The sequence below is a fragment of the Streptomyces sp. AA1529 genome, assembly GCF_000280905.1.
Lineage (GTDB): Bacteria > Actinomycetota > Actinomycetes > Streptomycetales > Streptomycetaceae > Streptomyces.
Map to the genome: position 1 here is coordinate 38,615 of NZ_ALAP01000008.1, position 22,629 is coordinate 61,243.

The 22,629-nt window shown below is 72.5% G+C and carries 23 protein-coding genes; 13 read left to right on the forward strand and 10 right to left on the reverse strand.

Going from position 1 to position 22,629, the window contains the following annotated elements; translation table 11 throughout:
• Positions 1-42 precede the first annotated feature (42 nt).
• The 3 genes from A949_RS0100900 (at position 43) to A949_RS0100915 (ending at position 3,147) form a co-directional block, all read left to right on the forward strand.
• Positions 43-1,494, forward strand: a complete 1,452-nt coding sequence (locus tag A949_RS0100900; protein WP_019354124.1) for a menaquinone biosynthesis decarboxylase — start codon at positions 43-45, stop codon at positions 1,492-1,494.
• Positions 1,495-1,603: 109 nt separating this feature from the next.
• A complete protein-coding gene (mqnP, locus tag A949_RS0100910; protein WP_019354126.1) occupies positions 1,604-2,524 on the forward strand; it encodes a menaquinone biosynthesis prenyltransferase MqnP in 921 nt (306 codons plus the stop codon).
• Between the two features lie 44 nt (positions 2,525-2,568).
• On the forward strand, positions 2,569-3,147 hold the full coding sequence (locus A949_RS0100915) for a Uma2 family endonuclease (RefSeq protein WP_019354127.1): 579 nt from the start codon (positions 2,569-2,571) through the stop codon (positions 3,145-3,147).
• 25 nt (positions 3,148-3,172) lie between these two features.
• Here A949_RS0100915 and A949_RS0100920 read toward each other — a convergent pair whose 3' ends face one another.
• Together A949_RS0100920 and A949_RS0100925 are read right to left on the reverse strand one after the other, a co-directional pair.
• Positions 3,173-3,778: a rhomboid family intramembrane serine protease gene (locus A949_RS0100920; protein ID WP_019354128.1), complete on the reverse strand. Its 606-nt coding sequence runs from the start codon at positions 3,776-3,778 to the stop codon at positions 3,173-3,175.
• 169 nt (positions 3,779-3,947) lie between these two features.
• A complete protein-coding gene (locus A949_RS0100925) occupies positions 3,948-5,111 on the reverse strand; it encodes a hypothetical protein (RefSeq protein WP_019354129.1) in 1,164 nt (387 codons plus the stop codon).
• A gap of 75 nt (positions 5,112-5,186) precedes the next feature.
• On the opposite strand from A949_RS0100925, the gene A949_RS31995 reads away from it, so the two are divergent.
• From A949_RS31995 to A949_RS32000, 6 genes are all read left to right on the forward strand, one after another.
• Positions 5,187-5,894: a UbiX family flavin prenyltransferase gene (locus A949_RS31995; protein WP_019354130.1), complete on the forward strand. Its 708-nt coding sequence runs from the start codon at positions 5,187-5,189 to the stop codon at positions 5,892-5,894.
• A 42-nt stretch (positions 5,895-5,936) separates the two neighbouring features.
• Complete coding sequence (locus tag A949_RS0100935) at positions 5,937-6,389, forward strand: Lrp/AsnC family transcriptional regulator (protein WP_019354131.1); 453 nt, start codon at positions 5,937-5,939, stop codon at positions 6,387-6,389.
• A gap of 41 nt (positions 6,390-6,430) precedes the next feature.
• Positions 6,431-7,489 carry a hypothetical protein gene (locus tag A949_RS0100940; RefSeq protein WP_158687521.1) on the forward strand — a complete coding sequence of 353 codons (1,059 nt, stop codon included), beginning with the start codon at positions 6,431-6,433 and terminating at the stop codon, positions 7,487-7,489.
• Positions 7,490-7,639: 150 nt separating this feature from the next.
• Positions 7,640-7,996, forward strand: a complete 357-nt coding sequence (locus A949_RS0100945; RefSeq protein ID WP_019354133.1) for a DUF4229 domain-containing protein — start codon at positions 7,640-7,642, stop codon at positions 7,994-7,996.
• Positions 7,997-8,390: 394 nt separating this feature from the next.
• Positions 8,391-9,785, forward strand: coding sequence for a dicarboxylate/amino acid:cation symporter (locus A949_RS0100950; RefSeq protein WP_019354134.1), 1,395 nt, complete (start codon positions 8,391-8,393; stop codon positions 9,783-9,785).
• A 188-nt stretch (positions 9,786-9,973) separates the two neighbouring features.
• Complete coding sequence (locus tag A949_RS32000) at positions 9,974-10,666, forward strand: TetR/AcrR family transcriptional regulator (protein ID WP_051019354.1); 693 nt, start codon at positions 9,974-9,976, stop codon at positions 10,664-10,666.
• A gap of 122 nt (positions 10,667-10,788) precedes the next feature.
• On the opposite strand, the gene A949_RS0100960 is transcribed toward A949_RS32000, so the two are convergent.
• Positions 10,789-11,928 (reverse strand): methyltransferase domain-containing protein, encoded by a 1,140-nt coding sequence (locus A949_RS0100960; protein ID WP_019354136.1) that lies wholly within the window; start codon positions 11,926-11,928, stop codon positions 10,789-10,791.
• Between A949_RS0100960 and A949_RS38780 the strand changes: the two genes are divergently transcribed.
• From A949_RS38780 to A949_RS0100975, 3 genes are all read left to right on the forward strand, one after another.
• Complete coding sequence (locus A949_RS38780) at positions 11,927-12,277, forward strand: Scr1 family TA system antitoxin-like transcriptional regulator (RefSeq protein ID WP_237735703.1); 351 nt, start codon at positions 11,927-11,929, stop codon at positions 12,275-12,277. The two genes, A949_RS0100960 and A949_RS38780, sit on opposite strands and share 2 nt — an antisense overlap.
• A gap of 68 nt (positions 12,278-12,345) precedes the next feature.
• On the forward strand, positions 12,346-14,229 hold the full coding sequence (locus A949_RS0100970) for an AMP-dependent synthetase/ligase (RefSeq protein WP_019354138.1): 1,884 nt from the start codon (positions 12,346-12,348) through the stop codon (positions 14,227-14,229).
• A gap of 112 nt (positions 14,230-14,341) precedes the next feature.
• Complete coding sequence (locus A949_RS0100975) at positions 14,342-15,445, forward strand: hypothetical protein (RefSeq protein ID WP_019354139.1); 1,104 nt, start codon at positions 14,342-14,344, stop codon at positions 15,443-15,445.
• Positions 15,446-15,548: 103 nt separating this feature from the next.
• Here the strand turns inward: A949_RS0100975 and A949_RS0100980 are convergent, their stop codons facing one another.
• The 6 genes from A949_RS0100980 to A949_RS32005 form a co-directional block, all read right to left on the reverse strand.
• Positions 15,549-16,499: a TauD/TfdA dioxygenase family protein gene (locus tag A949_RS0100980; protein ID WP_019354140.1), complete on the reverse strand. Its 951-nt coding sequence runs from the start codon at positions 16,497-16,499 to the stop codon at positions 15,549-15,551.
• 242 nt (positions 16,500-16,741) lie between these two features.
• Entirely contained in the window at positions 16,742-17,194 is a 453-nt protein-coding gene (locus A949_RS0100985) for a thioesterase family protein (RefSeq protein WP_019354141.1), read from the reverse strand.
• Positions 17,191-18,147 carry a 3-hydroxyacyl-CoA dehydrogenase NAD-binding domain-containing protein gene (locus A949_RS0100990; RefSeq protein WP_019354142.1) on the reverse strand — a complete coding sequence of 319 codons (957 nt, stop codon included), beginning with the start codon at positions 18,145-18,147 and terminating at the stop codon, positions 17,191-17,193. The genes A949_RS0100985 and A949_RS0100990 overlap by 4 nt, the downstream gene beginning before the upstream one ends.
• A 115-nt stretch (positions 18,148-18,262) precedes the next feature.
• The gene (locus A949_RS0100995) at positions 18,263-19,159 is read right to left on the reverse strand and encodes a 3-keto-5-aminohexanoate cleavage protein (RefSeq protein ID WP_019354143.1); all 897 of its coding nucleotides are present in this window, start codon (positions 19,157-19,159) and stop codon (positions 18,263-18,265) included.
• Positions 19,160-19,249: 90 nt separating this feature from the next.
• Positions 19,250-20,179, reverse strand: coding sequence for a TetR/AcrR family transcriptional regulator (locus tag A949_RS0101000; protein WP_019354144.1), 930 nt, complete (start codon positions 20,177-20,179; stop codon positions 19,250-19,252).
• 124 nt (positions 20,180-20,303) lie between these two features.
• Entirely contained in the window at positions 20,304-20,564 is a 261-nt protein-coding gene (locus A949_RS32005; protein ID WP_019354145.1) for a hypothetical protein, read from the reverse strand.
• Between the two features lie 142 nt (positions 20,565-20,706).
• On the opposite strand from A949_RS32005, the gene A949_RS32010 reads away from it, so the two are divergent.
• A complete protein-coding gene (locus tag A949_RS32010; RefSeq protein ID WP_019354146.1) occupies positions 20,707-21,366 on the forward strand; it encodes a TetR family transcriptional regulator in 660 nt (219 codons plus the stop codon).
• Between the two features lie 28 nt (positions 21,367-21,394).
• On the opposite strand, the gene A949_RS36005 is transcribed toward A949_RS32010, so the two are convergent.
• Positions 21,395-22,537 carry a helix-turn-helix transcriptional regulator gene (locus A949_RS36005; protein WP_019354147.1) on the reverse strand — a complete coding sequence of 381 codons (1,143 nt, stop codon included), beginning with the start codon at positions 22,535-22,537 and terminating at the stop codon, positions 21,395-21,397.
• Between the last annotated feature and the right edge of the window lie 92 nt (positions 22,538-22,629).

A 22,629-nucleotide genomic window follows, 5' to 3' on the forward strand; every position in this document is an offset into this window, starting at 1 on the left:
CCGGCGCTCAGGGCGCGGGCATCGGGGAGGATACTGAGACGTATGGCATACGACGATCTCCGCTCGCTCCTGCGAGCACTGGAGCGAGACCGCGACCTGGTGCGGGTCAAGGCCGAGGTCGATCCCCATCTGGAGGTCGGGGAGCTCGTCGACCGGGTGAACAAGGCGGGCGGACCGGCACTTCTGTTCGAGAACGTCAAGGGCTCGGACATGCCCCTGGCGATGAACGTCTACGGCACCGACCGCCGGCTGCTCAAGGCGCTCGGCCTGGACTCCTACGACGAGATCGGCGCGAAGATCGGCGGTCTGCTCAAGCCCGAGCTGCCGCAGGGCTTCGTCGGCTTCCGGGAGGCGTTCGGGAAGCTCGGCGCGATGACGCACGTCCCGCCGCGGAAGGTGAAGGACGCGCCCGTCCAGGAAGTCGTCCAGCAGGGCGACGAGGTGGACCTGGAGCGGCTGCCCGCGCTGTTCACCTGGCCCGAGGACGGCGGCTCGTTCTTCAACCTGGGCCTCACCCACACCAAGGACCCCGAGACCGGTGTCCGCAACCTGGGGCTCTACCGGCTCCAGCGGCACGACCGCCGCACCATCGGGATGCACTGGCAGATCCACAAGGACAGCCGCAACCACTACCAGGTCGCGGCGCGGCGCGGCGAGAAGCTGCCCGTCGCCATCGCCTTCGGCTGCCCGCCCGCGGTGACCTACGCCTCCACGGCCCCGCTCCCCGCGGACATCGACGAGTACCTGCTGGCGGGCTTCCTCCAGGGCAAGCGGGTGGAGATGGTGGACTGCAAGACCGTCCCGCTCCAGGTGCCCGCCGCCGCCGAGGTGGTGCTGGAGGGCTGGCTGGAGCCGGGCGAGCTGCGCCCGGAGGGCCCGTTCGGCGACCACACGGGCTTCTACACGCCGCAGGAACTCTTCCCCGCCCTGACCATCGACTGCGTCACCACTCGGAAGCGGCCGCTGCTCCAGTCCATCGTGGTGGGCCGCCCGCCGACCGAGGACGGACCGCTGGGCCGGGCCACGGAGCGGTTCTTCCTGCCGCTGCTGAAGGTCATCGTGCCCGACATCGTCGACTACCACCTGCCGGAGTCGGGCGGCTTCCACAACTGCGCGATCGTGGCCATCGACAAGCGCTACCCCAAGCACGCGCAGAAGGTGATGCACGCCGTCTGGGGCGCGCACATGATGTCGCTGACCAAACTGATCGTCGTGGTGGACAAGGACTGCGACGTGCGGAATCTGCACGAGGTCTCCTGGCGGGCGCTGGGCAACGTGGACTACGCACGCGACCTCACGGTGGCCGAGGGCCCCGTCGACCACCTCGACCACGCCTCCTACCAGCAGTTCTGGGGCGGCAAGGCGGGTATCGACGCGACCCGCAAGCTGCCCGAGGAGGGGTACACGCGGGACGGCGGCTGGCCCGGGATGATCGAGTCGGACCCGCGGGTGGCCGAGCTGGTCAGCCGCCGCTGGAAGGAGTACGGCCTGTGAGCGGGACCGGTGCCCGGCCGCGGGCCGGGGAAGGGCACGCGGCGGCCCGGCCGCGGACGGTGCGGCCGGCCCGGTGGCGGGCGGCCGCGGGAGCGAGCGAGGGGATGCTGTGAGCAGCACGGCTGAGGGCGTACTCGGACCGGGGCCGGGGGCCGATGTCGGCCGCGTGCGGGCCTTCCTCCGGCTCGTCGTCATCGAGCACTCGGTCTTCGCGCTGCCGTTCGCCTACATCGCCGCGCTCTCCGCGATGTTCCGCGAGAGCCGCAGCATCCACTGGTGGCAGCTGTTCCTGGTGACCGTCGCCATGGTGGGGATGCGGACCTTCGCGATGGCGGCCAACCGGATCATCGACCGCGAGATCGACGCCCGCAACCCGCGCACCGCGGGCCGGGAACTGGTCACCGGAGCGGTCTCGGTCCGGACGGCCTGGACGGGCGCCGTGGTGGCGCTCGCGGTCTTCCTGGGCGCGGCGGCGCTGCTGAACCCGCTGTGCCTGGCCCTGGCGCCGCTCGCCGTGCTGCCGATGGTGGTCTATCCGTACGGGAAGCGCTTCACCGACTACCCGCACGCCATCCTCGGGATCGCCCAGGCCATCGGGCCCATCGGCGCGTGGATCGCGGTCACCGGCGCCTGGTCGTGGGACGCCGCGGTGCTCGGGCTGGCCGTGGGCATCTGGATCGGGGGCTTCGACCTGATCTACGCCTGCCAGGACGTGACGGCCGACCGCGCAGGCGGGGTGCGCTCCGTCCCCGCCCGGTTCGGCACCGCGGCCGCGCTGCACGCCACTCGCGCCGCACACCTGGTCACGGTCGGCCTGCTGGTCGCCTTCGGGCTGCTCACCCACGCGGGCGTGTTCTTCTGGCTGGGCCTGGTGATCGTCGCGGGTGCCTTCGTCTACGAGCACACCCTCGTGCGCCCCCGCGACCTCTCCCGCCTCAACCGCGCCTTCTTCCAGGTCAACAGTTTCATCGGGATCGCCCTGTTCGGGTGTGCTCTGCTGGATCTGGCGGTGCGCGGGTTGGGTCTCTGACTAGCCTGCCCCTCTACCATCGGGAGCAGGGAAGGGAGAGCGCCGTGCCGATCTCGGAGACCGACCGCCTGCACTCGCAGCTCAGCCGGCTGGAGGACCAGTTCCCTGGCTTCCGGACGGAGATTGTGGGGGGCACCATCATGATGAGTCCGGTCAGGCCGTTCCACGGCGAGACGATTTTTTTGATCCAGACAGCGCTGAGGAAGCTCGGAACGGAGTGGGCCTGCATCTCGGACGTCACCTTCGTCTTCTCCGACGCCGACGAGCTGTGCCCCGACATCGCGCTGGTCCCGCGGGCGGAGGCGGACCGCAACCTCAGCGCGTACCCGCCGGACCTGATCGAGCTGGCCGTGGAGGTCGTCTCGCCCAGCAGCGTCCGGCACGACTACGTGGTCAAGGACAGGCTGTACGCGCAGCGCGGGATCGCCCGGTACCTGATCTTCGATCCGTACCGCGCCGAGTGCACCACCCTGTGGCACCCGGGCCCGGACGGCTACCGGGGCCGGGACGTGATCCCGTACGGCAAGCCCGTCGAGCTGGCCCTGGAGATCGGCGAGGTGCGGATCGAGACGGACGAGCTGCCCGTCGACCGGGAGACCCGCACCCAGCCCCCCGGCGTCTGACGCGCCCCCGGTCCCGGCCGGGGTCTCAGTGCCAGGCGGGCTTCGCCTCGCCCAGGGCGCGGGGCTCGGCGGTGAGGCGGGCGGCGAGGACGCCGCCGATCAGGCCGAAGAGGTGGCCCTGCCAGGAGATGCCGGAGTCGGTGGGCAGCACGCCCCACAGCAGGGAGCCGTAGAAGACGGCGACGACCGTGCCCAGCGCCACGTCGGTGATGCGGCGGTCCACGAAGCCGCGGGCGACCAGATAGCCGAAGAGGCCGAAGATCAGCCCGGAGGCGCCCGCGGTGTTGCTGCCCGCCGGGGCGATCAGCCAGACGCCCAGACCGCTCACCACGACGATGATCGCGGCGACGGCGAGGAAGCGCCCCACCCCGCGCAGCGCCGCGAGGAAGCCCAGCACCAGCAGCGGCAGCGTGTTGGCCATCAGATGCTCGAACCCGAAGTGCATGAAGGCGCTGGGGACGACGTCCACCAGCTCCCCGACGCGCCGCGGCTGGATCCCGAACGAGTCCAGCGCGTTGCCCGACGCCTGGTCCACGGCCTCCAGCACCCACAGCAGCGCCACCCAGGCGACGATCAGCTTGCCGGCCGCCATCGCTCTGGCGCCGCCGGAGCCGTCCGAGCCCTTCGCCATGCCCGCCTCCTTCACGAGGAGCGTTCCCCCGCACAACCTCGTCCGTGTCCCGTCACGCTGTACAACGGTCCACGGCGGGTCGGCGGTTCCCGGCCCGCTCACCGGCCCGGTCCGGGACGGTGATCCCGTTGCCGGCCCGGCCCCCGGGAGCCCGGCTCCCAGGATGGCCTCAGATGCCGCCCGTGCCCAGGGCGCCGTACATCACGGCGGCCAGCAGGTCCTGCGGCTCCAGCTCGCGCACCCCGTCCGGGGCCCGCACGGTGACGGCGTCGCCGCTGCCGAAGTCCATCCGCAGCGGGAGGTGCACGGTGCGCGCCTGCTTCCCGCCGAGGAACTGCTCCAGGTCGAGCGTGAGCCCGGTGAGCTGGCCGCGCCGGATCTGCAGATCGGCGCTGACGGTGGTGTCCGGGACCTTCTCCGGGTCGAGCCGGGCGCCCAGCGCCGCCAGCGCCCGCGACAGGTCCGGTGCCGCCCGGCGCGCCGGCATGGAGACCGTCACATGCTCGGCACCGCCGTATTCGCCCGCCTTGCGGAAGCGGGCGTGCTCGCCCAGCGTCTTCTCCAGGCCCCGCAGGAACTCGCGCTCGGACTCGCCGTTGAGCGCGCGCCCGGCGGCCGTCGCGCGGCCCAGCCGCTTGCTGGTCTCGTCGGTCTGCCGGGAGTCCGGGGTGCCGTGCTGTTCCGCCTCGCCCCGCTTCGCCGCCCGGCGCTCGTCCCGCTGCTCCGCCGCGGTGATCTCCTGCGCGGCGCGCGCGAAGTCGTCGAAGGACTCCGGGTCGACCTCCACCCACCTGCCCTTGAGCGCGTCCTTGGCCGAACGCAGCGTCACGGGCAGGTCCTTGGCCAACGAGACGATGCGGCGGGCCCGGTGCCGGTCCTCCTCGGAGCCGCCGGTCTGCGCCACCAGGGAGCGCAGGTTCATCCGGACGTAGAGCTTCTCCTCCACCGACTTGGCGGCCAGCACGTCCTTGCCGCCGAAGTTGACGGCCGCCGCGAAGCGCAGCCGCTCGGAGCGGCTCAGCTCCTTGAGCGGGGTCTCCTCGCGGTCCGAGCCGACGGCGAAGGTGAGTTCGCCGCGGGTCAGCAGCCGGGCCTGGCGCCGCAGCGAGCCCTTGCCGCCCGCGGCCCGCAGGAACTTCTCGGCGTCCGCCCGGCTGCCGTCCACCGACACCAGCACCGAGGCGGCGGGCTGCTCGCCCAGCTTCTCGAAGGCGTGCTTGACCTTGAGTCCCGTGGTCACCTTCTCGGCCATGGAGCAGCCGGCGACGGCGACGGCCAGTACGGACGCGCAGAGTGCGGCCGCTGCGGTGTGGCTTGGACGGGAGACACGCATGACGCAGAGCGTACGCGTCCTCGCGTCCCCGCCGGAGTCCCCGAGCCGGGACGTAGGGTCGGGGACGTGAGTGACATGGCGCGGGTCCCCTGGGTGGTGGGCGTCTCCGGGGCGTCCGGAACGCCCTATGCGGCGGCGGTCGTCCGGGCGCTGCTGGCGGCGGGTGAGGACGTCGACCTCGTCGTCAGCCGCGCCTCCCGGCTGACGATCCTCGACGAGACGGGGCACCCCTTCCGCGACGCCCATGCGCAGGACGACCTGCGCCGCTGGCTGGACCGGGGCGCCGACGGCAGCCCGGATGCGTTCGCGACGGACCCCGCCCGGGTGCGGCACTGGTCCCCGGGCGACCTGGCCGCCGGACCGTCCTCCGGTTCGTACCCGGTACGGGGCATGCTGGTGGTGCCGGCGAGCACCGCGTGCGTCGCGGGGGTGGCGCTCGGGCTCTCCAAGGACCTGCTGCAGCGGGCGGCCAGCGTGACGCTCAAGGAGCGCCGTCCGCTGGTCGTCGCCGTGCGGGAGACGCCGCTGAACGGTCAGACGCTGCGCCATCTGGTGGCGCTGGACGAGGCGGGAGCGGTGGTGCTGCCCGCGTCCCCGGCCTTCTACGCGGGGGCCCGGCACATCCAGGATCTGGTCGACTTCGTCGCCGGGCGGGTGCTGGACGCGGCAGGGGTGGAGCACAAGCTCTACCGGCGCTGGGAGGGGCACCTGGGGGGCGGAACGGGCGGCAGCGACCGGGATGCGGGAGGCACCGGCCCGGGCGGTACCGGCCCGATGCCTTAGATTCGTTCCCCGGACTACTACATACAGGAGGCAGCGGCATCCATGGACGCGGTGGACAGGCAGCTCATCCAGGCGCTGCGGGAGAACGGCAGAGCCTCCTATGCCGAACTGGGGCGGCTGGTGGGTCTGTCGGGGCCCAGCGTCACCGACCGGATCAACCGGCTGGAGGCCGCCGGGGTGATCACCGGGTACCGCGCGACGGTCGACGCCTCCTCGCTCGGGCTGGGGGTGACGGCGCTGATCGGCATCCAGCTCTCCGACGCCACCGACCACGAGGAGGTGGCCACCCGGCTGCGGGACCTCCAGGAGGTGGAGGACTGCTGGTTCATCGCGGGCGACGACTCCTACATGCTCAAGGTGCGGGCCGGTGACGTGGACGGCCTGGAGCGCACCATCCGCCGGCTGTCGGGCACCAAGGGCGTCTCGCGGACGCGGACGACGATCGTGCTGTCGACCAAGTGGGAGAACCGGGTCGGTGAGCTGCCCGAGGAGTAGCGGCGGGCAGGCCCTGGCGTAGTGTCGGGCCGGCGCGAATCATGACGGACACGGACCGAGGCGGGCAGGTGGCGCGAGGAATGGACGCGGCGGACATCGAGCGGAAGGTCCGCTCCGGCGAGCGGTTGAGCCGGGCGGACGGCATCGCCCTGTACGACTGCGACGACCTGGCCCGGCTCGGCGGCCTCGCGCACCAGGTGCGGACGCGGCACAGCGGTGACACCGCCCGGTTCGCCGTCCACCGGTCGCTGGAGCTGACGGCGGACCCCGGCGAGGCCGTCGCCCGGGCCACCCGGTGGGCCGCCGAGGGTGTCACCGAGCTGCGGCTGACCACCGGCGGGACCGGCTGGAGCGGCCTTCCGGATGCGGTGCGCGCGCTCCGGGACGCGCTGCCGGCCGAGGTGGCGCTCACCGCGTGCACCGTCGCCGACGTGGCCGGCTTCGCGGCCGGGCACGCCGCCGGCGCCTCCGGAGTGCTGGACGCGTTGGCGGAGGCCGGGCTGGACGGGCTGTGCGCCGAGGGTCCGGTCGAGACCGCCGCGGAGGCGGAGCTGTCCTGGGAGGAGCGGGCGCGGGTGCTGCGGCTCGCGTACGGCAAGGGGCTCACGGCTGCCTGCACCCTGCGCTACGGGTCGGTCGCGGGTGCCGCCGAGCGCGCGGACTTCGTCGACCGGCTGCTGCGGCTGCGTGACCTGCTGGACGAGACCGGCGGCTGCCAGGTCTTCCTGCCGCTGCGCCGCGACATGCCGCAGAGCGCGACCGGCGCGGAGATCCTCACGACGTTCGCGGTCTCCCGGCTGCTGCTGGACAACGTGCCGCACCTGGCGGCCGACTGGACGCTGCACAGCGTGCAGACGGCGCAATTGGCGCTCCAGCACGGTGCGGACGAGCTGGCCGGCCCGGTGGTGGACGGCGAGCAGGCGCAGGGCGGAGGAACCAGCGAAGGAGCGGGCGACGCGCTCACCCGCGAGGACCTGCTGGACCTGATCACCGACACGGGCTTCCGTCCCGTCCAGCGCGACAGCCGCCACGCGGAGCTGCGCAGCTTCCCCGGCCCCGACCCGCAGCGGCGCGAGACGCCGCAGCCCATGCGGGTCTGAGCAGCGGCCGGGCGGCGAGTCCGTGGCGTCCGTGCGGCCGGTGGCGCCCGTCTCCGGGGGTCACGAAGATCGCCCCATGGCCTGTGCTTGACTGGTGAGGAACCGCGAATCGCCCGAAAGCGCGATCGTCCGAAAGCATGGAGAACTCACGTGAGCAGCAGCACTTCGCACGCGACGCTCCGCTACACCACCATGCGGCTCGGCATCTTCGTCGGCTGCCTGGTCGTCGTGGGACTGCTGACGCACTTCGGCGTCATCCCCTCCGGAATCGGCGACTCGAACCCGATCTGGGTGGTGCTCCTGGCACTCATCGTCTCCGCGCCGCTCAGCTATGTGCTGCTGCGCAATCAGCGGGCCGCGATGTCCGAGCAGGTCGTCCACGGCGTGAGCCGGGCGAAGGAGCGGTTGGCGGCCAACCAGAGCCAGGAGGACGAGCCGCAGGGGACGCCGTCGCAGGCGTCGTCGAAGGCGTCGTCGCAGGCCGAGCCGGGGGCGGGCTCGGCGTGACGGGCCGCGCGGCCCTGTAACCCTCCTCACATCGCTGTCGGCGCCCCACCGGGAATGAGCTTTCCCCGGTGGGGCGTTGAGCTTTTCCGTACCTGCCCCCCAAAGCAATGCTTTGGGTAAGCCAAAGACGGAGTGTTAGCGTGACGGCCATGACAAACGCAGCCACCACTTCCGACGCGCTCCTGGGCCGCCCCGGCCCGGCGCTCGTGGCGCGGCTGCATGTCGATCTCTGCCGCTGCATGTCGGCGACCTGTCGCTGACAGCGCGGCCGGACCATACTCCGGCGCGACCGCACAGTCCCGCGACCGCATCGCCCTGCGCACCTCCGCGCGCGATGCCCCTTTCAAGAGTCCGCTTCCAAGAGTCCGCTTCCTGACGCACCCGGAGTCTGTCCGTGACCTCGTCCCCGTCGTCCCCGTCGTCCCCGTCGCCTTCGCCGTCCTCCTCGTCGGCCGACCCCGCCACCCCGCCCGAACGCACCGCGCGCATACCCAAGGTGCCGTTCTGGGCCCAGATCCTGCTCGGCCTCGTCCTCGGCGTGGTCCTGGGCTGGGCCGCCCGCAACTGGGACGTGGCCTGGCTCGGCACCACCCTCACCAAGATCGGTGAGATCTTCGTCCAGCTGCTGAAGCTGGCCGTCGCGCCGCTGGTGTTCTTCGCGATCACCATCTCGATCACCAACCTGCGCAACGTGCACAACGCGGCGCGGCTGGCCACCCGCACCCTGCTCTGGTTCATGGCGACCTCGCTGATCGCCGTGGCGATCGGGCTGGCCATCGGCCTGGTCACCAACCCGGGCTCCGGCACCGGCCTCTCGGCCGCGGACGCCGCCAAGCCGGACACCCAGGGGTCCTGGCTGGACTTCCTCACCGGGATCATCCCGACCGACGTGATCACGCCGTTCACCGAACTGAAGGTGCTCCAGATCGTCTTCATGGCGGTCGTCGTCGGGATCGCCGCACTCAAGCTCGGCGAGAAGGCCGAACCGATCCTCGACCTCGGCGAATCCGTGCTGACGCTGCTCCAGAAGGCGCTGTGGTGGATCATCCGGCTGGCCCCGATCGGCACCATCGGCCTGATCGGCACCGCCATCAAGGACTACGGCTGGGACCTGATCGGCAGCTACGCGACGTTCACCGCGGACATCTACGTCGGCTGCGCGCTGGTGCTCTTCGGCGTCTACCCGCTGCTGCTCTCCACCGTCGCCAAGGTCAACCCGCTGCAGTTCTTCCGGGGCGCCTGGCCCGCCATCCAGCTCGCGTTCGTCTCCCGCTCCTCGGTCGGCACCATGCCGCTCACCCAGAAGGTGACCGAGCGGCTCGGGGTGCCCAAGGAGTACGCGTCCTTCGCGGTGCCGTTCGGCTCGACGACCAAGATGGACGGCTGCGCCTCCATCTACCCGGCCATCGCGGCGATCTTCGTGGGCGAGTTCTTCCACGTCGACATGGGCATCAAGGAGTACCTGCTGATCGTCTTCGTCTCGGTCATCGGTTCGGCCGCCACCGCGGGCCTCACCGGTGCGACCGTGATGCTGACCCTCACCCTCTCCACCCTCGGCCTCCCGCTGGAGGGCGTCGGGCTGCTGCTGGCCATCGACCCGATCCTGGACATGATGCGCACGGCGACCAACGTCGCGGGCCAGGCCGTCATCCCGGTCTTGGTCTCGGCCCGGGAGAAGATCCTGGACCGGGAGGCGTTCGCCGCGGCGCGCAGCTTCTCGATCGAGGAGGCCGACAGCGGCGCCGAGGCCCGGGTGCCGGGTCAGCGGGAACCGGCCACCGCGAGCTGACCTGAACTCTTCCCCGCGTCCGCCCTCCTTCCGCGCGCCCCCGGCTCCGCCGCCGGGGGCGCGTAGGCTTGCCGCAAGCCGGAGTTGACGGGGGAACGTGCGCGCTGTCGGGGTGGCGTCGCCGGACCGGCGAGGGGGGTCACGGGGCATACGGGGTGAAGGGATGGAAGCGCGTGGGGCAGAAGCGCATGCCGCGCGAGGTGCGGGAGAGGCAGATGCTGGACGCCGCGGTCGCGGCGTTCGCCCGGCACGGATACCAGGCCGCCTCCATGGACGACATCGCCGAGGCGGCCGGCGTCTCCAAGCCGCTGGTCTACCTGTACCTCAAGTCCAAGGAAGAGCTGTTCACGGCCTGCATCCGGCGCGAGGTCGGCGCGCTCGTGGCAGCCGTACGGGAGGGCACCCGACAGCGCGGGCTCGCCGCCGACCAGCAGCTGTGGAACGGACTCACGGCGTTCTTCGCGCATACCGCGGCGCGCCCGGACGGGGTCGCCGTGCTCTACCGGGCCCGCACCCAGGGCGAGCCCTTCTCCCGCGAGGTCGACACCATGCGGATCGAGGTCGTCGTGATCGTCACGGCACTGCTGGGACAGGCGGCACGGGACGCGGGCTGCGCCGGGAAGCTGGCCGAACGGGAGGTCTCCGGGCTGGCCCACGCGCTGGTGGGCGCCGCCGAATCGCTCGCCGAATGGGCCGACTCGCGCAGCCGGACCGGGCTGTCCGGCGCCGAACCGCCGCCGGACGCCCCCTCGGCGAACGAGACCGCGGCCACGCTGATGAACTTCTGCTGGGCCGGGCTGGAGAACCTGATGCGGGGCGCCCGGTGGGTGCCCGGCGTCGGCTCCGGTTCCGCGGTGGCCGGAGGCCCGCACGGCCCGTGAGACGCGCCGTGCCGAGGGCCGGTCGACAACGCGGTCGAGCTGCTGTATCCGGTCCTCCGTGGTGAGCAGTCGGAACCGGCCTCGACCCCGGCAGCTGCCGGTGGCGCTGAGTGCTCACCCTGTCAGGTCAGTTTGACGTGCCACTTCCCGCGGGCGAGGAGCGTCGTCCCGTCCGGCCGGATGAACGCCCGGGCGCCGCGCACGGGCAGTTCGCCGTGTGTGAGCCAGTAGGCGCGGCACTCTTCGAGCGCGTCCCACAGGCGGCGGGGCCCGCCTTGGTGCACGGTGGGCCGGTCGGCGCCGAGGGCGGACGCCCGGGCCCAGGAACCGTCCGCGTGCGCCATCAGGGCGGTTCGCAGTTCGCCCTCCTGGTGGAACTCGTGCTGGATTCCGGGAGTGGTGAGGCTGAGCATGGAGTCGAGGTCCCACGCGTTGGCCACGTCGACGACCGGGTACGGTCCGCGGGTCACCTCGTCGCCGTCGTGCTCGGCGGCCTTGTCGAGCAGGGCGCGTACGTCGTCGGGGTAGTGGGCGCCGTGGCGGGCCCGCATGAAGCCGGCGCGGTCCCACTCGACGCGGCCGGTGGCTCCTCCGTCGTCATCCTTCTCCGCGGTGACGATCAGGGAGGTACCGGCGAGAGTGATGACGAGCCGTCCGCCGGTGCAGAGCGCGCGCAGCCACGATGCGGGGACCGGGCGCACGCTCACCGTGGCGACCAGCCGATCGGCTGAACTGTCCTCGACGGGCAGGCGGCCGGTGGCGTCCGTGTCGAGGACTGTCGGGGCGAGGCCGAGGCGAGCCAGGCGATCCCGTGCAGCCTCCACGAGATACGGGTCGACGTCGACGCTTGTCACCTGGTCGGGGGCCAGGCGGCGGGCCAGGAGCGCGGTTCCGTAGCCGCTGCCGGTCCCCACGTCGAGCACGCTGTCGCTGTCGTCGATACGGGCGAGTTCGTACATGCGCACCAGCAGCGAGGGCAGGGTGGCCGAGGAGGTGGGCGCGCCCTGCGGCCGGTCGCCGGGGGCGGCGCGGTCGGCGTGCCGGCCGGCCACGCTGGTCACGAGCGACGCATCCCGGTATGCCTCATTCAGCCAGGCGTCCGGCTCGGCGGGCCCGTCCTGGAGCGTCCACCCCTCGGGGTCGCGTTTCCACCACCGGGGGACGAACTCGTGCCGGGGCAGGTCGGCGATGTGCACGGCCCACGGAGAGGTGCGGTGGGCGGCCCGGTCCGCGAGCGTAGCGGCGTGCTCCTGCCACCTCATGAGGTCCCCTCCAGCACTTCTGCTGGGAGACGGAACTGACAGCGAGCCTCCCACCGTGTACGCCGACGGGTACACGGGGTGTCTCTACCTCGACAAGCCCAAGGAAGTCGAGGCGTTCGCCGATGCCTTCGACAGCATCTGGACAACAGCCCTCGATGAGCACGCCTCGCGGCGTCTCGTCTACTACCTCGGGATGCCCTTCCGTCGTCGTCCGGGGGGGGGGGAGCGTGCCGGACGGCCGGGCGGCACCCTCGGCGAGGCCGAGGGCCGGTCCTGTGTGTGTCCGATGAAGGTGGCGCGCGGGCATTCCCTGAACTCCTCCCGCTCCCGTAGAGTTACTCCTCGGTAAGGTTACTGCCGCGTCAGGCGCTGGGCGAGGACGGAGCTCTCCGCACATGCGAGGAAGGAGCCGTCACCATGCAACCGGTGCAACTGGTCGAGCCGTACAAGAAGGTGGAGGACGGCAGGGTCCGCGAGGTCTCCGTTCCGCCGCTGGCGCCGCGGGTGACCGCCGGCTCGCTGGCCGACATCCCCTTCACCAACGCCGCCGAGGCCCCCGAGGAACCCGTGCTCAGCCGCAAGGCCCGGGACGGCACCTGGCAGGACATGACGGCCCGCGAACTCGCCGCCGAGATACTGGCGATGGCCAAGGGGCTGATCGCGCTGGGCCTGCGGCCGGGCGACCGGCTGGCCATCATGGCCCGCACCACCTACGAGTGGACCCTCACGGACTTCGCCGCCTGGGCGGCCGGCCTGGTCACGGTGCCCGTCTACCCCACCTCCTCGGCGCTCCAGGCACGGCACATCCTGCAGGACTCGCAGGCGCGGGCCTGCTTCGTGGAGGACGTCGAGCAGACCCGGATGCTCAGCGCCGAGCGCGGCAACCTGCCCGGCCTGGAGCATCTGTGGCAGTTCAGTTCCGGCGCCGTGGGCCATGTGGTGGACGCGGGCCGGGAGCTGCCGGACGAGCTCGTCGCCGAGCGCCGGGCGCAGTTGGGGCCGTGGAGCATCGCGACGTTCATCTACACCTCGGGTACGACCGGTCCGCCCAAGGGATGCGTGCTCACGCACGGGAACTTCTTCGCCGAGGTCGACAACGCGGTCGAGCTGCTGTATCCGGTCTTCCGCGGTGAGCAGTCGGAACCGGCCTCGACGCTGCTGTTCCTGCCGCTGTCCCACGTGTTCGGCAGGATGGTGGCGATCGGCTGCCTGCGGGCGCGGGTGCGGCTGGGGCACGCGCCGAGTCTGAAGACCGAGGATCTGCTCCCGGACCTGGCGGGCTTCGCGCCGACGTTCCTGCTGGGCATCCCCTACGTGCTGGAGAAGATCTACAACACCGGCCGGGCGACGGCGGAGCGGATGGGCCGGGCCTCCTCGTTCGACCGCGGGGCGCGGATCGCGCAGCGGTACGGGGAGGCCGTCGAGGCCCGGGAGCACGGATTCGGCGGCGGCCCCGGGTTCGGGCTGCGGGCCGCGCGCGGACTCTACGACACGTTGATCTACCGCCGGATCCGCTCGGCGCTGGGTGGCCGGTGCCGGTACGTCATCTGCGGCGGCTCCCCGCTCGGGCACCGGCTCGCGGCGTTCTTCGAGGGCGCCGGCGTCACCGTCTACGAGGGGTACGGGCTGACCGAGACGGCCGCGGCGACGACCGCCACACCGCCGCTCAAACCCCGGCTGGGCACGGTGGGCTGGCCGCTGCCGGGTACGGCGCTGCGGATCGCGGACGACGGCGAGGTGCTGATCAAGGGCGACCACGTGTTCGGCGGCTACTGGGAAGCCCGTACCGGGAGTGTGCTCCCGCACCGGGACGCGGCGGGGTGGCTGCCCACCGGCGACCTGGGCGCGCTCGACTCGGAGGGGTATCTGAGCATCACCGGGCGCAAGAAGGAGCTCATCATCACCTCGGCGGGCAAGAATCTGGCCCCGGCCCCGCTGGAGGACTGGCTGCGCGCGCATCCGCTGGTCAGCCAGTGCCTGGTGATCGGCGACAACCGGCCGTATGTGACGGCGCTGGTGACGCTGGAGCCCGACGGGCTCGCGCACTGGTGCCGGATGCACCGCAAGGAGCGGTTGAGCATGGCCGAGCTGGCCGTGGACGGGGACCTGCTGCGCAATCTCCAGCAGGCCGTGGACGAGGCCAACTCGCTGGTCTCGCGGGCCGAGTCGATCCGCAGGTTCGTCGTGCTGCCGCACGACTTCACCGAGGAGGAAGGGCATCTGACCCCGTCCATGAAGCTGCGCCGGGCGGCGATCGTGCGGGACTTCGCCACCGAGATCGACACGCTCTACCCGCGCTGAACCGGTATCCCCGAAGTCATGCTTTGGCCAAGGCGGCGGTACCGTGAACCGAGCGTCGGGCACGAGCACGGTCGGGGGACGGGGTACGCCTCCCTCGCAGGAGGGACACGGGATGACGACACCCCCGCAGCCGCCGAACCAGCCCCAGGACGGTGGCGGCTTCGGCCCTCCGTCCGCGGGAGGCTACGGACAGCCGCAGGACGGCGGTCCTGCACAGCCGCAAGGCGGTGGCCAAGGGCAGCCCCAGGGCAATGCCTACGGTCAGCCGCAGAGCGGCGGCCAAGGGCAGCCCCAGGGCAATGCCTACGGTCAGCCGCAGGGCGGTGGCCAAGGGCAGCCCCAGGGCGGTGCCTACGGGCAGCCGCAAGGCGGCGGCTACGGGCAGCCGCAGGGCGGCGGTTTCGGCCAGCCCCCCGGCAATCCCGGCGGCCCCGGGGCTCCGGGCGGCTTCGGCCAGCCCGGCGGCCAGCCCGGCTTCCCCGCGCCCTACGGAAGCCCGCCGCCGCCCCCGCCGAACCGCAGCAACAAGGTCGTCGGCATCGTCGTGGCCGCCGTGCTGGTGGTCGCCCTGGCTGTCGCGGGCACGCTGCTGGTGCTCTCGGGCGGATCCGACGACAAGGACGACGCGGCCGACGACAAGGTGAAGCCCGAGAAGTCCGACTCGGCCTCCGAGGAGCCCACCGACGACTCCTCCTCCCAGGACCCGGCACCGAGCCCGTCGGCTACCACCTACGAGCTGAAGTTCCCGAAGACGCTGGATGACGGCCAGTACCGCCTCAAGAAGGACCTCAGCGACTCGGTCGACCCCGGACAGCCGGGCGAGGAGGCCCATCTGGGCTCCTACGCCAACCCCTCCGGCAGCTCCCGGCTGCTGTACGGAGCGGCCACCGGCGAGGACTACGGCAACCCCGAGATGTCCAAGAACCAGATGATGGACGGCATGGAGTCGGGCTCGGCGATGTCGGTGGCCGTCAAGCGCCGCGACATCACACCCACCGGTGGCGACCCGCTGACCTGCGAGGTACTGGTCAAGTCGCAGGCGGGCCGGAAGCTGACGATTCCCGTCTGCGCCTGGAGCGACCCGGGCACCGCCGCCTACGTCGCCAAGGACGCCATCGACACCTACGGAGTCGACCCGAAGAAGGTGGACCTGGAGGCGTGGGCGGACCGCGTGAACGACATCCGGGACGAGGTCCGCGTCCCGGCCGACGGCTGACCGTCCCGTCCGGCGCCCGGCCGCGCCACGGCCGACGCCCGGACAGGGCTTCGCCCGCCTCTCCGGTGGAAGAGAGGCGGGCGAAGCGGTTGCGGGGGGTGGCTCAGAACGGCCGGTCGCCGACGATCGCCACCCGCTCGGCCACCCGGCGGTGCGGCGCGTAGTCGAACAGGGCGTAGTGCTGGGTCGCCCGGTTGTCCCAGAACGCGATGTCGCCGGGCTGCCAGGCGAAGCGCACCTGGTACTCGGGAACGTGCGCTTGGCGGACCAGTTCGGCCAGCAGCCGGTCGCTCTCCTCGCGCTCCATCCCCACGATGTGGGTGGTGAACGAGGTGTTCACGAACAGCATCCGGCGGCCGGTCTCCGGGTGGGTGCGCACCACCGGGTGCTCGACCGGCGGGAACTCCTCCTGGAGTTCGGCCAGCCGCTCGGCCGAGGTGAACCGTGCGAACCCGGGGATGAAGTCGTGCACCGCGGTGGCCCCGTCGATCCGCTCCCGGATCCGGGTGGGCAGGTTGTCGTAGGCCGCGGCCATGTCCGCCCACATGGTGTGCCCGCCCAGCGGGGGCACCTCACGCAGTTGGAGCACCGCGCCCAGGGCCGGGCGCTCCCGGAAGGTGACGTCGGTGTGCCACACGTTCTCGTACGTGGGCCGCGCCGCCGCCCCCTTCTCGAACCGGACGATCTCGTCGCTCGACCCGCGGGCCAGCAGCGGATTGGTCTCCAGGTCGCCCCAGTTCCGGGCGAAGCCGGCCTGCTGCTCGGGGGTGAGGCCGGCGCCGCGGAAGAAGAGGACCTTCCACTCCAGCAGCGCCCGGTTCAGCTCCTCGCGCAGCGCGGGGCTCAGCGGACGGGACAGGTCGGCGCCGCGGATCTCCGCGCCGATGACGCGGGTCTGCGGCACGACCTCGATCAGCTCGTAGGGCCGCTCCTCCCAGTCCTCGGCGAAGGGCCGCAGGATGCGCACGCCTTCGTAGAGGCCCCCTTCGGGGACGCGGGCGTCACGCAGCGCTGCGCTCTGGTCGGGAGTCTGGTCGGGGGTGGTGATGCTCATGATCGATCCTCCAGCGGATCCGGTCGAACGCGTGGTGGACGTACCGGCCGCGTCCGCACGCGGCCGTCGTACCCGGCCGCGCGGGCGCGCGGCCGCCGTCGCTCCCTCCGGGAGCAGGGGTCACACCTAGAGACCGGATCGCTCGCACCCGCGCCGCCACGGGACGCCGTGGCGTCCGAGCGGGGAAGTGGAGTGCGCGACCATGCCGCTCATTGTGGGATTCGCGCCCCGGATCGTCAACATCACCCGGCGCGGCCGACCGGAGCGACGGCGCGCCCCGCCCACTCCGGGGGTTCCTCGACGAGCGCGTCCAGGCGGGTGCGGACCGCCTCGGGGAAGGGCGTGCTGCCCTCGGCGCCGACGTGCAGCGCGAACAGCTCGATCGTGGCGACCGTGTGCTCCCCGACGGACATCTCGTGCGTGAGGCGCAGCTTCTTCCCGGCGGCGCCGAGGACGCGGGTACGCACCGTCAGCGAGGCGCCGTCCGCGACCTCGTCCAGGTACCGGACATGTGCCTCGACGGTGTAGAGGGAGCAACCGGTGTCCTCCCGGTAGGCCGGCCCCAGACCGACCTCGTCCATCATCGCGTCGGTGGCGTGGCCGAAGACCAGGACGTAGAAGGCCTCGCTCAGATGGCCGTTGTAGTCGATCCACTCGGGGCGCACGGTCTGCTCGAAGAGCGGGAGCCGGGTCATGCGGACGCCTCGCCGGGGAGCCGGCCGGTGGCCCGCAGCACGTCGATGACGCCCCGGTCCCGCTCGGCGACCAGGTCGGCGATGCTGCGCCCGGCGGCGGCCTCCTCGCAGCCCGCCACCATCGCGTCCCGCAGCGCGCGGTCCAGTTCGGGCGCCTCCAGCCTGGTCCACGGCGACTTCAGGGACGGCCCGAAGTGGTCGAGCATATGGCCCATGCCCCCTTCGCCGCCCGCGAGTGCGAACGTCAGGCAGGGACCCATGAACGCCCAGCGCAGCCCGGGGCCCTCGGTGATCGAGTCGTCGATCTCCCGCACCGTCGCCTCGCCGTTGGCGACCATGTGCAGCGCCTCCCGCCACAGCGCCTCCTGCAGCCGGTTGGCGATGAAACCGGGCAGCTCCCGCTCCATCGTGATCACCGACTTGCCGGCCGCCTCGTAGAACCGCGACGCCCACTCGACGGCCGACCGGTCGGTGCGCTCGCCGCCGACCACCTCCACCAGCGGGATCAGATAGGGCGGGTTGAACGGGTGGCCCACCAGCAGCCGCTCGGGATGTGCAGCCTCGGTCTGCATGTCGGTCATCGGGTAGCCCGACGTGGAGGAGGCGATGACGACGCCCTCGGGCGTCGCCGCGTCCAGCTCGGCCAGCAGGCCGCGCTTGAGCTCCAGCTTCTCCGGTGCGCTCTCCTGCACGAACTGCGCGTCCGCGCAGGCTTCTTCGAGGGTGGCGGCGAACCGGAGCCGCTCCGGGGAGGCGCCCTCGGCGAGGCCCAGCCGGGTGAGCGCGGGCCAGGCGGCGTCCACCAGGCGGCGCAGCTTCTCGGGTGCGTCGGGCGCGGGGTCCCAGGCGGTCACGTCGTAGCCGCGCGCGAGGAAGTGCGCGACCCAGCCGCCGCCTATGACGCCGGCGCCGACGCACGTCACACGGGACACGTCGGTCGGAGGGGTGCTCATCAGGGTGCTCCTTGGGGGTGGGGAGGAGGTTCGGCGGGGCCGCCGTCGGGGAGGGGTCCGCCGGTGCGGGAGGGGCGGGCGGAATCCGCCGGCGCCGGGGAGGTGGTGCGACCGCTCAGGCGGTGCGGGGCTTGAGCCCCAGCCGGGCCCGGGCCTCGTCGGGGGAGGCGACCGTGGCGCCGAGGGACTCGGTGATCTGCACGGCACGTTCCACGAGCTGCCCGTTGGTCGCCTTGACCCCGCGGCTCAGGTAGAGGTTGTCCTCCAGCCCGACCCGCACGTTCCCGCCGAGCAGGATCGACTGCGCGACCCACGGCATCTGCATCCGGCCCAGTGCGAAGGAGGCCCACTGCGCGTTCGGCGGCAGGAAGTTGACCATGGACTGGAGCACGCCCGGGTCGGCCGGTGCGCCCCACGGGATGCCCATGCACAGCTGGAAGAGGGTCGGCTGGTCCAGCAGCCCCTCCTCCAGCAGCTGCTTGGCGAACCAGAGCTGCCCGGTGTCGAAGATCTCCAGCTCCGGCTTGACGCCGAGCTCCTGGATCCGGCGCGCACCCTTGCGCAGCATCTCCGTGGTGGAGATGTAGAGCTGGTCGCCGAAGTTGAGCGACCCGCAGTCCAGGGTGCAGATGTCCGGCAGCAGGTCCTCCACGTGCGGCAGCCGGTCCAGGCCGCCCACCAGGTCCGTACCGTCCAGCGCGCCCTTCTCCAGCGGCTGGTCGGCGTCGAGCACCAGGTCGCCGCCCATCCCGGCGGTCAGGTTGATGACGACGTCGGTACCGGTCTCCTTGATCCGCTCCAGCACCTCGCGGTACAGCTTCCGGTCCCGCGAGGGCGCACCGGTCTGCGGGTCGCGGACGTGGATGTGCACGACGGCGGCGCCGGCCTCGGCGGCCTCGACCGCCGAGGCGGCTATCTGCTCGGGGGTGACGGGCACGTGCGGGCTGCGCCCGACGGTGTCACCGGCGCCGGTGAGGGCGGCGGTGATGATGACGTTCTCGGTGATGGGCACGGTGATACCTCCGGGGGGAAGGGCGGGTCTGTCTATGTCTGTGTCTGTGTCTGTCGGCGTCGGTCGGCGTCGGCCGCGGGCCGGGTGTCGTCAGTCGGCGGTCGGGGCGAGCAGTTCGGTGCGTACGTACGCGAGCAGCGCCGCGTGCATGTCGTCCGGGCCGGTCCCGTCCTCGGCGCCGGCGGCGCTGGCCAGCACCTGCGAGGCCAGCCCGTCGACGAGGGCGGTGAGCCGCAGCGCGCTGGACTCGGGGTCGACGCTGCGGAAGACGCCCTGCGCGATGCCGCGCCGTACGACGTCGGCGACGGTGCTGCGCCACTGCCGGTAGTACTCGACGTGCAGCCGTCCGATGGCGGTGGAGCGCGCCGCCTCGGCCCACAGGTCCAGCCACACCAGCCACTGGCGTCGCTGCTGTTCGGTCCGCGGGGTCTGCAGGGCGAGGAGTTCGGCCAGTTCGGCGGCGGCGTCCTCGGTGGCCCCGGTCTCGGAGATCCGGGTCGCGCGGCTGGCGGTGTCCTCGTCCATGCACCAGCGCACCGCCGCCTCCAGCAGTTCGGCGCGGCCGGGGAAGTGGTAGTGGATCGCGGCGGTGCTGGTGTCGCAGGCGGCGGCGATGTCGGCCACCCGTACGGCGTGGAAGCCGTGTTCCGCGATCAGCCGCACCGTCTCGCGCACGATCTGCAGCGGTCGTCCGGCGGCCGGGAGCACGGCGGTCCGTGTCCCGCCGCCGGGAGCCGGTGCGGCGCTCGGGGGCTTCGGTGCGTCGGGCGCGGTGACCGCGGCGCCGCCGGAGCCCAGCAGCCAGCCGGCGTCGACCCGGCCCGCGTCGGCGATCCGGGCCAGCTCGGCCACGGTGAAGCGGCGCGAGCCGCCGAGCGAGCGGGAGAGCTTCGAGGGGTCCATCACGATGCGCCGGGCGAACTCCCGCTGGCTGCATCCGGTGGCTTCGAGGACCTCGCGGACGCGCTCGGCGATCTCGCCCGCACCGTCCTGGATCCGGTCGCCCGCTGTGTTCGGCATGCGGGCCACCGTACGAGAGTGTTGAGATAACCGCAATGAGCGGTGTGCTTTTCGCTCGGTTCTATTCCGATATTTCTGGGTGTTGCGCCTACTGACTGATGCATAAGTCAGTAGGCGCAACAGGTCATCGCCGCGGCGCGGGCGAGGGGGCCGCCGCGCCGCTCAGCCGGGCGTTCGTCCGGAGCAGTGCCGGTATCAGGGCGTAGGTGGCGACCGGTACGACGATCAGCGTGAGGATCAGCGTCCGCACCGGGAGCGGCAGGGTCGCGGTGGGCGGTCCGAGCACTCCGAGGGTGACGGTGATGGTCGGGTAGACGGCGAGCCAGGTGATCAGTGCCCGGCGGTGCGTGGACGGAGCGGATGCGGGCGGGGGAGTGACGGACATGCTTCCTCCTGGGCGCGAGAGAGGGCTGGAGCGGGACGGCGGGGTCCGGGCGGACCAGAATTCCAACCGTCTGGTTGGAGTTTGGCACCCCGGGCCTCCGGTGTCCAACCATTTGGTTGGAGTTCTCGGTTAGGCTGTCCCCATGGCCTGGGACACCGCACGCACCAAGCAGCGCCTCCTCGACGCGGCCGTGGAGGAATTCGCCGCATGCGGCCCCGAAGGCGCCCGCATCGCCCGGATCGCGGCCCGGGCCGCGATCAACAAGGAGCGCATCTACCAGTACTTCGGCAGCAAGGAGCAGCTGTTCGTCGCCGTGCTGCGGAGCGAACTGGAGCGGGTGGCGGCCGCCGTGCCGCTCGACGGCGACCAGGCCGCCGATCTGGGCGACTACGCGGGCCGGCTCTTCGACTACCACCGCGACCACCCGCATCTGGCCCGGCTGCTTGCCTGGGAGGGACTCCAGTACCAGGACCGGGTGGTCTCCGAGGCCGAACGCACCGGGCGCTACCGGGAGAAGGCCGCGGCCCTCGCCGAGGCCCAGCGCGCGGGCGCGCTGACCACCGGCGCCGCACCCGGCGCCCTCACCCACGCCGTCATCGCGCTGACGGCGTCCTTCTTCACCCTTCCGCAGGTGGCCCGCATGCTCGTCCCCGGGGACGGCGGTGCGGACGGAGCCGACGACGTGGGGGGAACCGCCGGAGGAGACGCCGCCGAAGGAGCGGCCGACCCCGACCCCTACCCCGGCGCCGCGCAGCGCGCCGCGCTGGTCGCGGTGGTGCGGCTGATGGCGGGGCAGGGCTGAGCGGCCCCGCGGAGCGCCCGGCCGGCCGTCAGGCCCCGGACGGGTAGCGGGCCGAGAGCGCCCGGACGGCGTCGACCATGGCGGCGCGCAGTGCGGGCGGCCCCACCACCTCCGCCTCGGCACCCAGGCCGAGCAGATCGGAGACGGCGACCGGCTGCGATTCCACGGCCAGCTCGACCTCCACCCATCCGTCCGCGTCGGGCGGTCCCGCCCGCTCCAGCGCACGCTCACCGGATGCGCCGAACTTCGCCGGGAGCAGCCGCAGACCCGCGGGGGAGAGCCGGACCAGGGCGGTGTACCGGCGGAGCAGCTCCTCCAGCCGGCGGGCCGACGCCTCCCAGGAGGCGGCCAGGTCGAAGCCCGCAGGCCGCTCGAAGACATCGTCGCCGAGTGCGGCCTCCAGCAGCCGGGAGATCCGGTAGGTGCGCACGTTCCCCGGCAAACCGCCCTCGTCGGCTGTGCCGCCGTCCGCGGTGCCCCGGGCCGGGCTTCCGCCGTCCGCGGGTCCCGCCCCTGCGGCTGCCTCCCTGCCCGCGGCCACCCGCTCTCCGTCCGGCTCCCCGACCGGCTCGGTGTCCGGCTCGGTGTCCGGCTCGGTGTCCGGCTCGGCGGTCACCGCCACCGCGTACCAGATGCCGCCCTTGAGGACGATGCCCAGCGGGCGCAGCGTGCGCCGTGCCTCGCCGCGCCAGCGCCGGTAGCGCACCCGCAGCTCCCGCTGTTCCCACACGGAGCGGGCGACCGTCGGCAGGAACGGCACCGGGTCCGGGTCCCGGAACCAGGCGGGCGCGTCCAGGTGGAACCGGTCCTGGACCAGCCGGCTGTGCTCGGCGAGCGGTGCGGGGAGCGCGGCGCGCACCTTGAGCTGCGCGGTCGCCAGCACGGCTCCGAGCCCCAGTTCCCGCACCGGGCCCGGGAGTCCGGAAAGGAAGAGGGAGCCCGCCTCGGAGCCGGTCAGTCCGGTGAGCCGGGTGCGGTACCCGGCCAGCAGGCGGAAGCCGCCCGCCGGGCCGCGGTCGGCGTGCACGGGGACGCCCGCGCCGCTGAGCGCCTCGATGTCCCGGTAGACGGTGCGCACGGAGACATCCAGCTCGGTGGCGAGTTCGGGTGCCGTCATCCGGCCGCGGTTCTGCAGCAGGAGGAGCAGCGAGAGAAGCCGGTCGGCGCGCATGCGGCACATTCTCCCGCTGCCGGTTCCGGTACCTGACACAAGATGTCAGGTACGGCCGCCAGGATGACCGGACACCGAGCACCACCGTCCAC

Bases quoted from the DNA above. Each gene is read 5' to 3' on its own strand.
- A949_RS0100900 (WP_019354124.1), top strand. From the start codon at position 43: ATGGCATACGACGATCTCCGCTCGCTCCTGCGAGCACTGGAGCGAGAC.
- A949_RS0100920 (WP_019354128.1), bottom strand. From the start codon at position 3,778: ATGGCGAAGGGCTCGGACGGCTCCGGCGGCGCCAGAGCGATGGCGGCC.
- A949_RS0100925 (WP_019354129.1), bottom strand. From the start codon at position 5,111: ATGCGTGTCTCCCGTCCAAGCCACACCGCAGCGGCCGCACTCTGCGCG.
- A949_RS31995 (WP_019354130.1), top strand. From the start codon at position 5,187: ATGGCGCGGGTCCCCTGGGTGGTGGGCGTCTCCGGGGCGTCCGGAACG.
- A949_RS0100935 (WP_019354131.1), top strand. From the start codon at position 5,937: ATGGACGCGGTGGACAGGCAGCTCATCCAGGCGCTGCGGGAGAACGGC.
- A949_RS0100940 (WP_158687521.1), top strand. From the start codon at position 6,431: ATGACGGACACGGACCGAGGCGGGCAGGTGGCGCGAGGAATGGACGCG.
- A949_RS32000 (WP_051019354.1), top strand. From the start codon at position 9,974: ATGCCGCGCGAGGTGCGGGAGAGGCAGATGCTGGACGCCGCGGTCGCG.
- A949_RS38780 (WP_237735703.1), top strand. From the start codon at position 11,927: ATGAGGTCCCCTCCAGCACTTCTGCTGGGAGACGGAACTGACAGCGAG.
- A949_RS0100960 (WP_019354136.1), bottom strand. From the start codon at position 11,928: ATGAGGTGGCAGGAGCACGCCGCTACGCTCGCGGACCGGGCCGCCCAC.
- A949_RS0100970 (WP_019354138.1), top strand. From the start codon at position 12,346: ATGCAACCGGTGCAACTGGTCGAGCCGTACAAGAAGGTGGAGGACGGC.
- A949_RS0100975 (WP_019354139.1), top strand. From the start codon at position 14,342: ATGACGACACCCCCGCAGCCGCCGAACCAGCCCCAGGACGGTGGCGGC.
- A949_RS0100980 (WP_019354140.1), bottom strand. From the start codon at position 16,499: ATGAGCATCACCACCCCCGACCAGACTCCCGACCAGAGCGCAGCGCTG.
- A949_RS0100985 (WP_019354141.1), bottom strand. From the start codon at position 17,194: ATGACCCGGCTCCCGCTCTTCGAGCAGACCGTGCGCCCCGAGTGGATC.
- A949_RS0100990 (WP_019354142.1), bottom strand. From the start codon at position 18,147: ATGAGCACCCCTCCGACCGACGTGTCCCGTGTGACGTGCGTCGGCGCC.
- A949_RS0101000 (WP_019354144.1), bottom strand. From the start codon at position 20,179: ATGCCGAACACAGCGGGCGACCGGATCCAGGACGGTGCGGGCGAGATC.
- A949_RS32005 (WP_019354145.1), bottom strand. From the start codon at position 20,564: ATGTCCGTCACTCCCCCGCCCGCATCCGCTCCGTCCACGCACCGCCGG.
- A949_RS32010 (WP_019354146.1), top strand. From the start codon at position 20,707: ATGGCCTGGGACACCGCACGCACCAAGCAGCGCCTCCTCGACGCGGCC.
- A949_RS36005 (WP_019354147.1), bottom strand. From the start codon at position 22,537: ATGCGCGCCGACCGGCTTCTCTCGCTGCTCCTCCTGCTGCAGAACCGC.